Annotated in this window: 10 protein-coding genes; 4 read left to right on the top strand and 6 right to left on the bottom strand. The window is 40.4% G+C overall.

Annotation, left to right across the window (positions count from 1 at the left end):
* Window positions 1-2 precede the first annotated feature (2 nt).
* The gene (locus tag ACP14Y_RS04460) at window positions 3-737 is read left to right on the top strand and encodes a TrmH family RNA methyltransferase (protein ID WP_424961770.1); all 735 of its coding nucleotides are present in this window, start codon (window positions 3-5) and stop codon (window positions 735-737) included.
* Here the strand turns inward: ACP14Y_RS04460 and pgi are convergent.
* From pgi to trpS, 4 genes are all read right to left on the bottom strand, one after another.
* Window positions 716-2,305, bottom strand: a complete 1,590-nt coding sequence (pgi, locus tag ACP14Y_RS04455) for a glucose-6-phosphate isomerase (RefSeq protein ID WP_424961769.1) — start codon at window positions 2,303-2,305, stop codon at window positions 716-718. The two genes, ACP14Y_RS04460 and pgi, sit on opposite strands and share 22 nt — an antisense overlap.
* A 12-nt stretch (window positions 2,306-2,317) precedes the next feature.
* The gene (locus tag ACP14Y_RS04450) at window positions 2,318-3,328 is read right to left on the bottom strand and encodes a calcium/sodium antiporter (protein ID WP_424961768.1); all 1,011 of its coding nucleotides are present in this window, start codon (window positions 3,326-3,328) and stop codon (window positions 2,318-2,320) included.
* 114 nt (window positions 3,329-3,442) lie between these two features.
* Window positions 3,443-5,167: a phospho-sugar mutase gene (locus tag ACP14Y_RS04445; protein WP_424961767.1), complete on the bottom strand. Its 1,725-nt coding sequence runs from the start codon at window positions 5,165-5,167 to the stop codon at window positions 3,443-3,445.
* Entirely contained in the window at window positions 5,160-6,131 is a 972-nt protein-coding gene (gene trpS, locus ACP14Y_RS04440) for a tryptophan--tRNA ligase (RefSeq protein WP_424961766.1), read from the bottom strand. The genes ACP14Y_RS04445 and trpS overlap by 8 nt, the downstream gene beginning before the upstream one ends.
* Before the next feature lie 77 nt (window positions 6,132-6,208).
* On the opposite strand from trpS, the gene ACP14Y_RS04435 reads away from it, so the two are divergent.
* Window positions 6,209-7,276, top strand: a complete 1,068-nt coding sequence (locus ACP14Y_RS04435; protein ID WP_424961765.1) for a DUF1573 domain-containing protein — start codon at window positions 6,209-6,211, stop codon at window positions 7,274-7,276.
* A 7-nt stretch (window positions 7,277-7,283) separates the two neighbouring features.
* Here the strand turns inward: ACP14Y_RS04435 and ACP14Y_RS04430 are convergent, their stop codons facing one another.
* Window positions 7,284-9,116: a M1 family metallopeptidase gene (locus ACP14Y_RS04430; protein WP_424961764.1), complete on the bottom strand. Its 1,833-nt coding sequence runs from the start codon at window positions 9,114-9,116 to the stop codon at window positions 7,284-7,286.
* 80 nt (window positions 9,117-9,196) lie between these two features.
* On the opposite strand from ACP14Y_RS04430, the gene ACP14Y_RS04425 reads away from it, so the two are divergent.
* The gene (locus ACP14Y_RS04425; RefSeq protein ID WP_349563280.1) at window positions 9,197-9,319 is read left to right on the top strand and encodes a hypothetical protein; all 123 of its coding nucleotides are present in this window, start codon (window positions 9,197-9,199) and stop codon (window positions 9,317-9,319) included.
* Window position 9,320: 1 nt separating this feature from the next.
* Here ACP14Y_RS04425 and gyrB read toward each other — a convergent pair whose 3' ends face one another.
* Entirely contained in the window at window positions 9,321-11,279 is a 1,959-nt protein-coding gene (gene gyrB, locus ACP14Y_RS04420; protein ID WP_424961763.1) for a DNA topoisomerase (ATP-hydrolyzing) subunit B, read from the bottom strand.
* A gap of 186 nt (window positions 11,280-11,465) precedes the next feature.
* Between gyrB and ACP14Y_RS04415 the strand changes: the two genes are divergently transcribed.
* Window positions 11,466-12,881, top strand: coding sequence for a leucine-rich repeat domain-containing protein (locus ACP14Y_RS04415; RefSeq protein WP_424961762.1), 1,416 nt, complete (start codon window positions 11,466-11,468; stop codon window positions 12,879-12,881).
* The last annotated feature ends 19 nt before the right edge of the window (window positions 12,882-12,900 follow it).

The following is a 12,900-nucleotide window of genomic DNA, read 5'->3' as shown; positions in this document are numbered from 1 at the left end:
AAATGCTCTCTAGGAAGGAACAGAAATTTATAAAATCGCTCAAAGTTAAGAAGTACCGCATGCGCGAGAAATGCTTTTTGATTGAAGGTGCAAAAAATGTGCAAGAGTTGCTCAAATCTGATTTTGATATTGAAATGATTCTCGGAACAGAGGAATTTTTCTCTCTAAATCTAAAATCCGGGGATTATCGAAATGAAATCGTGACCGGAGAGATGCTGCAGCAGCTGGGCACTTTTAAAACAAATGAAGATGCCCTTGCAGTTGCCAGAATCAAATTACACGATTTACATACCCTGTCTTTTGATGATCATATTTTCATTCTTGATGGGGTAGGTGATCCGGGCAATGTAGGGACAATTATACGTACGCTGGATTGGTTTGGGTTTGATCAGTTGGTTTGTTCTTCAGATTGTGCTGAGTTCTATCATCCGAAGGTGATCAATAGTACAATGGGATCATTTACACGAGTGAAAGTGGTATCATGCGAATTGGAAAATTTCTTTCAAAAGAATAAGCTACCTGTATATGCGGCAGATATGGATGGAAATCCACTCCACAGTATTGATCAGAAAGAACCTTCAGCTATTGTCATGGGGAGTGAGTCTCATGGAGTGAGTGAGACTACCCGAAAATACATGAAAGAGTGCATATCCATTCCGAGATTTGGAGCGGCTGAATCGTTGAACGTAGGCATTGCGACGGGAATTATAGCCGGTCATTTACGCATTTCCAGATAGTTTTTCATTAAGGCATTTGTGGAAGGATCGTGACTTCCTTCTTTTCCTTCTTTAATCTCCTTTAAGATGGGTCTGGAAAGCTGTTTACCCAACTCAACACCCCATTGATCAAAACTGAAAATATTCCAGATCACCCCTTGAACAAAAACGCGATGCTCGTAATAGGCAACCAAAGACCCGAGATTCTTCGGTGTTAGTTCTTTGAAAAGAATACTCGTTGAAGGTCTGTTGCCTTCAAAAATTTTAGAGTTAACCAGGATGTCGCTGGCATCTTTGCCTACCTCATCAATTACCTGCTCTTTTGATTTACCTGTTAACAGTGCTTGCGCTTGTGCAAAGAAGTTGGCAAGCAATTTCTCATGATGATCGCTGTGTATATGTGCAGGTTTCGCTATACCGATGAATTCACAAGGAATGATCTTGGTGCCCTGATGGATGAGTTGGTAAAAAGCATGCTGGCCATTGGTTCCCGGCTCTCCCCAAATGATCGGACCCGTCTGATAATTTACTTTTTTACCCGATCGGTTGATGTACTTACCATTACTTTCCATGTCTACTTGTTGCAGGTAGGAGGGTAGGTACCTCAATCGATGATCGTAGGGGAGGATAGCCATAGAGTCGTATCCTCGAAAGTTGTTGTACCAAATGCCAAGTAGTGCAGAGATGACAGGCAGATTTTCATCAAGTTTAGTGTTTTTGAAATGCTGATCCATTTCATAAGCACCTTGAAGCAACTCCTCAAAATGATCGTAACCAACTGCACAAGCTATCGAAAGGCCAATAACTGACCATAGTGAGTACCTCCCACCAACCCAATCCCAAAATTCAAACATATTTTGGCTGTCAATACCAAATTCATTAACCGCAGATTCATTCGTACTCACTGCCACAAAATGCTTACTGATACTGTCCGAATCACCTCCATTTTCCAGGAACCAGCTTTTAGCTGAAAGTGCATTGGTAATGGTTTCCTGCGTTGTGAATGTTTTGGAAGCGATTATAAAGATTGTAGTTTCCGGATTGAGTTTTTCCAAAGTCTCTACCATTTGTGCGGCATCTACATTGGATATGAAGTGAGGAGTAATCTTTTTCCAGAATGGCCTTAATGCATAAGAGACCATCTTGGGACCCAGGTCAGAGCCACCGATACCAATGTTTACCACATCGGTTATGGGTTTGTCTGAAAAACCTTTCCACTCACCATTCTGAAGTTTTTGTGTGAATGACCTGACCTTTTCCAGCTCCTCCTCAACTTCGGGTTTCTTCCTATCTCTAAGTGCAACATGGTGAACGGCTCTGCCTTCAGTCTCATTGATCTCTTTGCCATCAAACATCGCTTGGATCGCGTCTGAAAGGCCACATTCCCTGGAAAGGGAAATCAGCTCATTCATAATGTTTGCTGACACTTCGTTTTTTGAGAAATCGAAATAGAAATCGTTGAAGCTGAAAGTGAACTTATCCAGATGGGCAGGATTATCAACCAGCTCTTTGATGCTGATTTTGTGATTAGCATATTCACTAAGTTTCGCCCATGACTTGGTAGTCGTTGGGTCAATTTTTGGTAACATGATATTTGGTTTTTAGAATAGCCCTGGAAGGATATTTTCCCTGACAAAAAGGTAATAAGAATAAGCTATAAAGCCAATCAGATATACCATTCCCTCTGCACGGTCCAGCTTGTACTTGTTTAGTGTAAACATGAATATGAACAGCATAAACGTACCAAGCATTACAATGTAAAGGTCCGTATTGAGAGAAGCTGTGTAAACGAGAGGTGCATGAACAATGGATGTGGCACCTAATACAAGCAACAGGTTGAAAATATTGGACCCGACAATATTACCAACAGCCAGGTCTGATTTTTTATGGAATGCAGCTACGGCTGAAGTAGCTAGCTCAGGGAGTGAAGTACCAGCTGCCAGAATAGTTAAGCCGATCATTTTATCACTCACTTTAAAGAATTTAGCGATTGTTACTGCATTTTCGACAATTAGATTACCACCAAAAACCAGTCCCACAATACCCAGCACAATCATCACGGTTGTCTTTAAGCTTCCGTAGATCTCTATGTCTTCCGCTATTTCTGCTTCTGGATTTCTACTTAAGTTCATGAAGATGTAAACCAGGAAGAGTACAAACATGGTAAGCAGTATGATGCCATCTTTTACATCCAGGCTGTTTTTTTCAGCATCGAAGAAAAGCGCATCATTGACCAGGATGAAGAAGATGAAAGTAGCAAGCAATGAGTATGGCACTTCTTTCCATAATGCGTTTCTTTCTACTGTGAGTGGATAAATAACTGCGGAAATTCCTAAGATGAGGAAGATGTTGAAAATATTGGATCCGATAATGTTGCCAAACACAACTTCGTTTGCACCACTATCTACATCTGTCACTGAACCGGAAATAATGTTTACCACCAACTCCGGAGCTGAAGTACCCATAGCAACCACAGTCAGACCAATGGCTATGTCAGAAACATTGAAACGCTTAGCTAAGGATGAGGCTCCATTTACCAGGTAATCAGCTCCTTTGATAAGGAGTACAAACCCTACGACTACAAGCAAAAAATTTAATGCTATGCTACTCAATTTAGTTTTCGGTTAGATTGGTGACTCACTGTTTAGATAACTAGAATAATTAATCTATCTAATCTTCGCAAATTAACACTTTTGAACTATTTAATCCAATTATTAGAGATTCGATCACAAATTCAAGTCATTCAGTAAGTTATGGATTTTGCTTTTCAATTTTTTTTCTGTTTCAGCGTAGCTCGAACCTTCTAAATCACTTCTAACCGAAAAATAGAATTTGATTTTCGGTTCTGTGCCAGAGGGCCTTACACTCACTTTCGTTCCATCTTCAGTAAGGTATTGAAGTACATTCGATTTTGGAAAACTGACAGGCTCTTTTTTTCCATCCGAATTAATTTGAACTCCTTCCAAATAGTCTATCACATTTGTTACCATTGAGCCAGCTAGCATTTTTGGCGGTGATGATCGGAAATCCTCCATCATTCGTTTGATTTCCTGGGCACCTTGTAATCCTTTCTTTGTGATTGATTTAAGTTCCTCGTAATAGAGACCGTAAGTTTTATAGATTTCCAATAAAAGCTCAAAAACACTTAATCCCTGACCTTTGGACCAGGCAGCCATTTCGGCAATCATCACGCTACTAGCCACTGCATCTTTGTCACGCACCATTTCGCCAATCATGTATCCATAGCTTTCTTCACCACCACCAATAAATACCTCATCACCTTCTTTCTTTCGGATCATGTCAGCAATCCATTTGAATCCAGTGAGTGTATCATAACATTTCGTTTGAAAGCTATTGGCAATGTCACTAATCAGCTCCGTAGTAACAATGGTTTTGCCAATATACTCATTGCCTTTCAGTCCCTTTTCACTCCATTTCTTCATCAGGTAAAATACCAATAGCGAACCGGTTTGATTGCCGTTAAGCAACTGAAAATCTCCTTCCAGATTTTTCACAGCTATACCTACCCGGTCTGCATCGGGATCTGTTGCCATAACCAAATCAGCATCAATTTCTTTTGCTTTATTTAGCGCCAACGTCATCGCCTCAGTTTCTTCCGGGTTGGGGTAAACCACCGTTGGAAAATTGCCATCAGGCGTCTGCTGTTCTTCTACAATATGGACATTTGTAAAGCCCAACTCCTCAAGTGCTCGTGGTACCATCGTAATTCCTGTCCCATGAATAGATGAGAAGACAATCTTCATGTCGCGATTCGCAGAAATGGCATCAGGTGAAAGTGACAAACCTTTAATCATCTCAAGGTAAGATTGATCCATTTCCTCACCGATTTCCTGGATGAGAGAAGACTCAGATTCAAAATTGATCTCATCTATTGAGTTGATCTTTTTAACTTCTTCAATGACATTTTTATCATGTGGAGGCACCAATTGCCCCCCGTCGTTCCAGTATGCTTTGTATCCGTTGTATTCTTTTGGGTTGTGAGAAGCTGTGATGACAACCCCTCCATGGCAATTAAGATTTCTGATAGCAAAGGATAACTCCGGGGTAGGTCGTAAATCTTCGAAGAGATAAACATGGATGCCATTTGCAGAGAACACATTTGCTGTTGTTTTGGCAAAAGCCCGGCTGTTGTTTCGGCTATCATGGGCGATCGCAACTTTTATATTATCTGAAAATTGGCTCTTTAAGTAGTTAGCAAACCCTTGAGTAGCCATTCCCACCGTATACTTGTTTATTCGGTTCGTTCCGATCCCCATAATACCTCTCAATCCACCAGTGCCGAACTCTAGATCTTTTAGGAAAGCTTCATCCAACTCCTCCTGATTTTGCATCAAGGTTTCGATTTCTTGTTTGGAGGAAGCATCCATGTTGGAGGCATTCAGCCATTGCGTTGCTTTATTTCTTGCATCCATTCTTTCCATTTCAGGCATAGCCTAGTTTTTTCTTCACTCTTATTAATACATCATTTGCAAAATCAGCTGCTTTTGCTTCACCTTTTTGAAGTTCTCCTTCCAATTCTGGCAGATTGGAAATATAGTAATCAAACTTCTCTCTTTCATTTTGAAATTTATCACGAATCAGCTCGAAAAGCTCTTGCTTAGCATGCCCATAGCCATAGTTACCTCCTTCATAGTTTTTACGCATTTGTGTGACTTGCTCCTTTGTAGCCAGAAGTTTATAAATGGAGAAGACGTTACAAACATCCGGATCTTTTGGATCCTCCATAGGTGTGCTATCTGTCACAATTTGCATGATATTTTTCCTTAGTTTTTTCTCTGACTGAAAGATATCAATGATGTTTCCGTAGCTCTTGCTCATTTTTTGACCATCTATTCCCGGGATAGTCATCACATTGTCATCGATTAAGGCTTCAGGCAATACAAATGTTTCACCAAATTGGTGGTTGAAGGATGAAGCTATATCCCTGGTCATTTCCAGGTGTTGCTTTTGGTCTTTCCCTACAGGCACGTAATCTGCATCATATAATAATATGTCAGAGGCCATCAGTACCGGATAATCAAACAATCCTGCGTTCACGTCAGCCAACCGATCGGATTTATCTTTGAACGAATGTGCATTGGCAAGCATCGGGTAGGGGGTGAAGCAGTTAAGGTACCAGGTAAGTTCACAGCAAGCTGGCACTCGCGATTGACGGTAAAATGTGTTGGATGATGTATCAAATCCACAGGCCAACCAAGCTGCCGCTACTGCGTTTACATTTTCTGTGCGAACTTGCGGATCTTTGATGGTGGTTAGCGAGTGCAGGTCTGCTATAAAGAAAAAGGATTCGTTTTCCTTGTTTTTTGATAGTTCTATAGCAGGTATAATTGCACCTAAAAGGTTACCTAAGTGTGGTTTTCCCGAGCTTTGTATACCTGTGAGTATTCGTGCCATTTGTTAAAAATTTGTGCAAACCTATATAATTTGAGGCTTTGAATATCCAGCCTTTAAAACTGAAAATGAAATTAGAGATGAGAGCGATTTTTTCCACTTTAACCCTTGTTATTTTTATTGCTGCCTATGGGCAGTCAAAACTTGTTTTTGAGAAAACAGATCACAATTTTGGAGACATCAGGGAGGAGAGCGGACCTGCTGAGTATACATTTAAGTTTGTGAATGCAGGGGATGAGCCAATTAAAATCACAAGTGTGAAGGCCTCATGTGGATGTACCACTCCGGGTTGGACCAAAGAGGAGGTGATGCCTGGAGACTCAGGATACGTAAAAGCAAAATATAACCCACGCAATAGACCAGGACGATTTAGAAAGTCACTCAGACTTACTTCTACCGATGCATCTTCAAATATGACCCTGTATATTTCAGGTTTTGTGAAGCCTAAACCTAAAACTCCAGAGCAGGAATTTCCTGTATTGGCCGGAGATCTTCGATTGAAATACCGAAGAATGAATATAGGCAAAATCACCACGGAAAAGCCAGTTGAAAAAACATTTGATGTGTATAATTATTCAGACACAGTGACTGTATTGAATGCGGATGAAATGACTTTGCCGGATCACATTAAGATAGAGCTCGTTCAGGAATTTTTAAACCCTAGAGAAATAGGACAAATACGAATTACGTACGATCCCATCAAAAAAGCGGACTATGGATTTGTAAGTGATAATATTCAGCTTAGCGCGAACTCAGAGGAGAATCTTTCCGTGATTGCTGTTATTGAAGAATATTTCCCGGAGATGACTGCTGAGGAGCTCGATAATGCGCCTAAGTTAGAGGTGTCAGAACGTTCTTACGATTTTGGTCGAGTGACGGCAGGTGTAGTGTTAGAAAAGGAATTTGAACTGACTAATGCAGGTAAGGAAAAACTAGAATTGCGCACAGTAAAATCAAACTGTGGATGTATTACCTATGAAATAAAAAAGAAAGGCATCAAAAAAGGTAAAAGCCAAACGCTTAAAGTCTCTTTTGATACCTCGGAAATGCGTGGTAATCAATACAAGTCCATTACGATTTATTCCAATGATCCGGTGGCTCCCACACAAATAATTACCATAAAAGGTAAAGTGGAGAAAGCAGACTAAGAGAAAGTCATTCCTTCTCCCAGATGTTATTAGCTCTGTTCACATCTGCCATATAACCACTCTCATCAATTACAATTGAGCTAATCTCATTGATTGGTGAATCAATAGTGAATTGATAGGTAGGGTGTGTCCACGGCCAATCTGGAAGTACGACTCTTTCGAGATCTGTTTCGTTTTCTTTTTCTCCTCTCATTATTACTAATGGAGCGTAAAAGATTTTCTTTGATCCGTCAGCGAAGGTTACGTAGACGTCCATAGGCATTGGCATATTGCCTTTTCTTTCCAGCGTTACGGTAGTATTTCCATCCGCTTCTGACACAGACCCAATTGCATAATCAATTGTGTGAGTGTGATTCGTCCAAAAATCCAGATACCAGTCCAACTCTAAACCAGATTCTTTTTCAAATACCCTGATCCAGTCATTTGCATCTGGATGTTTAAATCTCCATTGATTATAGAATTTCTTTTGTGCTCGTAAAGTGGTCTTTTTACCTACGAGATAATTCATTTGAGCAAGCGTTATTGCTCCTTTAGTGTATGCAGATCTGCCGTAGGCATAATTTGTGGTAAAGAAATCAGAATGAGTGCTCATCGGCTCTTCTTTACCAGACTGGGTCAGCAGGGTATAGCTGAGGTAATTTCCTTTTTGAGGATTTTCCTGATCACCTCGCACGTATGCAATCGCTTCGTCCTGAACATAGGAGGTGAATCCCTCGTCCATCCATGAATAGTAGCTTTCGTTGAATCCTAAAACCCCCTGATACCAGGAGTGAAGTGCTTCGTGCACGGTTACGCCGAGTAAACTTCCAAAGCTCCGTTCCCCTGTTATGAGTGTAGCCATTGGGTACTCCATCCCGCCATCTCCGCCTTGGATTACAGAATAATGAGGGTAGGGGTATTCCCCATAGTTTTCTTCAATAAACTCGAATGCCTTGACGGTAGCTTCGGGTAATTTATCCCATGCTTTTGTTTTAGCTCCCTCCTGATAAAAGAAGTGAAGTTCAGGCCCGCCATTAACCATTGCTGTCTTGTGAGTGTAATCAGGATCGGCAGCCCAAACAAAATCATGCACTTTTTCTGCTTTGAATTTCCAGGTGAGTGATTCCCCTTCTCTTTTTACACTGACCCCTTCATCTTCGTAACCGTACCCGATTTCGTTAGGGTTTTGAAGGATGCCTGTAGCAGCTATGACATATTTCTTATCGATCGTAATGTTAACTTCAAATTCTCCGTAAGGTGCATAGAATTCTCGGCCGACGTATGGGTGGGCATGCCAGCCTCGATCGTCATACTCAGCCATCTTCGGATACCACTGTGCCATACTATAGTCAATTCCCTCTGCATTGTCCCGTCCACTTCTTCTTATTTGAATAGGCACCTGGCTTTGAAAATTCATATTTAAAACGGTTGCGGAACCTGGTAGGACCGGTTCTGCCAGTTTTACTTCTAATACTGTACCCTCTATTTTGTATATAACGTCTTTATTATCTTGGGTTAATGATTTGATTTTATGATACCCAATCTCTGAATCGTCCAATTTTGATATGCGGTCTCTCACCCTTCCATCCGGATCTTCAATTGTCCTACTTCTGGTGTCCATCATGCTACCGGGCTGAAAAGCATTGAAATAAAGGTGGTAAAAAACCTTGTCTAAGGTGTCAGGGCTATTATTAAAATATTTCAATGTTTGAGTGCCTGTAAACTGGTGGTTATCCACATTAAAATCAATGTCCATTGTGTATTCCACTCTTTGTTGCCAATAAGTCTGCGCGAAGGAAAATGACGTCAGACCGACAAATAAAAGAAGGGAAATAGCTTTCTTAATAAAATTATATTTCATAATCGAAAAATAGTTTAACATTTTATCGTCTTCATGGTTTTGAATATTGTATATTCATAAAACGATTAACCCTGAAGAGTATGGAAAAAATTCTAGACTTTGTTCTACTGATCATTTTCGCTTTTGGATCTGCAATCCTCTTTACGTTCGCTGTAATTTGGAAATTCATCCAGGCAATGTATCAGATTATTTTATCTAAGTAAGTTATACGTCAACATTGGCGTATTTGGCATTTTTCTCAATAAACTCACGACGTGGCGCTACTTCGTCTCCCATAAGCATTGAGAATAAATGATCCGCTTCGGCAGCTGACTCGATTGTTACTTGCTTAAGACTTCTATGCTCCGGATCCATGGTGGTTGTCCATAACTGATCTGGATTCATTTCTCCCAGACCTTTGTATCGCTGAACACTTACCGAATCTTCTTTGCCATTTGGAGCTACTTCTTTCACCACTCTAACACGATCTTCTTCTGACCATGCATATCGTTCAGTTTTTCCTTTCTTGATAAGGTAGAGAGGAGGTAGTGCAATGTATAGATATCCTTTTTCAATCAAAGATCTCATGTATCGGAAGAAGAAGGTTAAGATTAGCGTTCTAATATGGCTACCGTCGATATCAGCATCTGTCATGATGATTACTTTGTGATATCTGAGTTTTTCCATATTGAGGGCTTTTTCATCCTCTTCGGTTCCAAATGAAACCCCCAGAGCAGTGATCATGTTTTTGATCTCGTCGTTATCGTAGATTTTGTGCTCTTGCGCTTTTTCTACATTCAAGATTTTACCTCTCAATGGTAAGATTGCCTGGAATCGACGATCTCTACCTTGTTTGGCGGATCCGCCTGCTGAGTCTCCCTCTACAAGGTATAGTTCACAAACCGATGGATCTTTGTCTGAGCAATCAGATAGTTTGCCCGGAAGTCCTGTACCAGAAAGCACGTTCTTCCGTTGTACCATTTCACGCGCCTTTCGTGCTGCGTGTCGGGCCTGTGCCGCGACAATTACCTTAGAAACAATCTGCTTGGCTTCCTTTGGATTTTCTTCCAGGTATTCCAGCAGAATTTCACTCACACAGGTGTCTACCGCACCCATGGCATCAGAATTTCCTAGTTTAGTTTTGGTTTGTCCTTCAAACTGAGGTTCTGCAATTTTTACCGAAATAACTGCTGTTAAACCTTCTCTAAAGTCGTCACCGCTGATTTCTACTTTTACTTTATCCAGTAATCCGGACTTGTCTGCATAACCCTTGAGAGTTCTTGTAAGTGCTCTTCTGAAACCGGAAACGTGGGTGCCGCCTTCTATGGTGTTAATGTTATTCACATAAGACACTACATTTTCTGTAAATGAAGTGTTATAGCTTAAAGCAACCTGTACAGGTACACCTCCCTTGTCTCCCTCAATGTTGATTGGAGATGGAATGAGGCTTTCTCGGGTATTGTCTAGATATTCAACAAACTCAGAAAGACCACCTTCGGAGAAGAATTCTTCTACCATTGAGTCCCCGTTCTCATCCAGGTCTCGGTGATCGATCATTTTAATTTTGATCCCTGCGTTTAGGAAGGAAAGTTCTCTTAGCCTCGAAGCAATGGTTTCTGAATTGTACTTCAGAATACTGAATATTTCATCATCCGGCTGGAAGTGAATCCGAGTTCCTTTGATATCTGTCTTTCCAATTTCTTTTACCGGAGCTTTAGGCACTCCTCTATTGTACTCCTGTTCCCAAATTTTACCATCGCGGTGCACTGTCGCTTTTAAGCTTGATGAAAGCGCGTTTACGCACGAAACACCAACCCCGTGAAGTCCACCGGAAACTTTGTAGGTGTCTTTGTCAAACTTACCTCCGGCGTGAAGTACCGTCATTACCACCTCAAGGGCACTGCGATTCTCTTTTTTATGAATATCAACAGGAATACCTCGACCATTGTCTACTACCGTAATAGAGTTGTCTTCGTTGATCTCTACAGTGATGGTATCGCAATGTCCGGCCAACGCCTCATCAATGGAGTTATCAACAACCTCCCAAACCATGTGATGAAGTCCTTTTACCCCAATGTCACCGATGTACATTGCGGGTCTTTTTCTTACGGCTTCCAGGCCTTCTAATACCTGGATATTACTGGCCGAATAATCCCCTTTTTTGTTTTGTTTATTTTCTTCCATGTGAAATGATTAAAAAACGCTATTTAAGAGCTTAAATCAAAGATTTTTGAATTTGTACAATTGGCTCGGTCGCGTTAGAAATGCAGTCATTTTTCAACCCTCAAATGTACTAAAAATATCCCTATTGGTCAGGTTTTTGCTTAGCTAAATATTGTTAATATATTCTCATTTTAGACCTAGCCTTTTATGATCAAGATTCATACGCTTTCAACTTTGATTTTACTCATCATTTCTCTCCCTGTTTTTAGTCAAAATAGTGAAGCGGAAGGCAAGCAGGAAGTGGTTTTGGACATTAATAATGCTGATCCTCAGGATAGCGCTGCTGTAGCGCGGGCAGCCTATGAAAAGCGATTGAAACAAGTTGAGGCATTCCGGAAAGGGATGGAAAAAGATCCAAAGCGATTTATGGATTCATTGAATACAATAAGAAATGAAAAGTTGAGAGTAGAAGCATTGCAGCGAATAGAAGCGTATAAATCAAATCCTGATTTAGCGACGTTAAAAGAGATCGATTTATCGAACGCCCAATTGACTGATTTTCCAAGGTTTGTCTTTGAAGCAAGGAATGCGGAGGTGTTGATTTTGGATGGAAATAGTTTTTCAGAATTACCAAAGGAGCTTAGTCAGTTAGCTATTTTAAATCGGATCTATTGGCGAAACAATAACCTTGATTCGAAAGCTAGAATTCCGAGGCTGGAGGGAATAGAAAAACTGGATTTGTCAAATAACAGCCTGAAAAGGCTACCAAAAGTACATCGCCTAGAGGGCTTAAAAGAGCTGGTTTTGGAAGATAACCACTTTACCAAAATTCCTGTTTGGAGGGGAAGGAGGCTAAGAAATTTAGAAGAGCTCGATCTATCAAAGAATCCGCTAATACTAGGTCGAAGGTGGTATTGGCTCTTGAACGATATTCAGATACTAAAATTGAACAAATGTGAAATTTCAGAAGTACATCCCTCTCTCTATAAAATGAAAGGGCTAGAGGAATTACAGCTCCAGGTTAATAAATTGAATACTATTCCCGAGGGTATATCAAGACTTGAGCATTTAGCAAAACTCTCTCTTTACAAAAACAGTATTGATAGTTTGCCTTCAGACTTTTTCAAGCTAAAAAGACTGGAGGTTATTGATCTTTATTACAATAAGTTGAATATTATCCCATCTGAAATTAGTGGACTGGAAGGTTTAAAAATTCTCTATCTATCCTTTAATGAAATATATGACTTACCTGCCGAGGTAGGTGATCTTGAACAACTAAGAGAACTTTATATTCATCACAATCGAATAAGTGAATTACCAAAAAACCTTGCAAATCTTGGGAGGCTTAAAGTCTTGCATTTTCAGAACAACTACATTCCATATTTCCCCACCCAGATATTAGATATGGAAAGTCTGGTGGATCTTGATATTTCCGATACGGACATTACACACATTCCCAATGAAATTGCAAATATGAACCTAGAGACTTTTTTCTGGAGGCATCTAGAGATTGACCTGAATGACGAGGACCAAGCTGAAACAAAAGAAGCACTGATTAAATTGCAACAAAATGGGGCCAATGTGGTTCCTTCATTGAACTTGGCTACAACTTCTTTTGACTGATCTTTTTTGTCTTAAATTA

The organism is Ekhidna sp. (assembly GCF_965247405.1).
Taxonomy (GTDB): domain Bacteria; phylum Bacteroidota; class Bacteroidia; order Cytophagales; family Cyclobacteriaceae; genus Ekhidna.
Note: the sequence above shows the minus strand (reverse complement) of the source record. Positions and strands in the feature narration are given on the sequence as shown.

Excerpts from the sequence above, each read along its gene's own strand:
- trpS (WP_424961766.1), bottom strand. The coding sequence starts at position 6,131 with ATGGCACGAATACTCACAGGTATACAAAGCTCGGGAAAACCACACTTA.
- ACP14Y_RS04460 (WP_424961770.1), top strand. The coding sequence starts at position 3 with ATGCTCTCTAGGAAGGAACAGAAATTTATAAAATCGCTCAAAGTTAAG.
- ACP14Y_RS04415 (WP_424961762.1), top strand. The coding sequence starts at position 11,466 with ATGATCAAGATTCATACGCTTTCAACTTTGATTTTACTCATCATTTCT.
- pgi (WP_424961769.1), bottom strand. The coding sequence starts at position 2,305 with ATGTTACCAAAAATTGACCCAACGACTACCAAGTCATGGGCGAAACTT.
- gyrB (WP_424961763.1), bottom strand. The coding sequence starts at position 11,279 with ATGGAAGAAAATAAACAAAACAAAAAAGGGGATTATTCGGCCAGTAAT.
- ACP14Y_RS04425 (WP_349563280.1), top strand. The coding sequence starts at position 9,197 with ATGGAAAAAATTCTAGACTTTGTTCTACTGATCATTTTCGCTTTTGGA.
- ACP14Y_RS04435 (WP_424961765.1), top strand. The coding sequence starts at position 6,209 with ATGAGAGCGATTTTTTCCACTTTAACCCTTGTTATTTTTATTGCTGCC.
- ACP14Y_RS04430 (WP_424961764.1), bottom strand. The coding sequence starts at position 9,116 with ATGAAATATAATTTTATTAAGAAAGCTATTTCCCTTCTTTTATTTGTC.
- ACP14Y_RS04445 (WP_424961767.1), bottom strand. The coding sequence starts at position 5,167 with ATGCCTGAAATGGAAAGAATGGATGCAAGAAATAAAGCAACGCAATGG.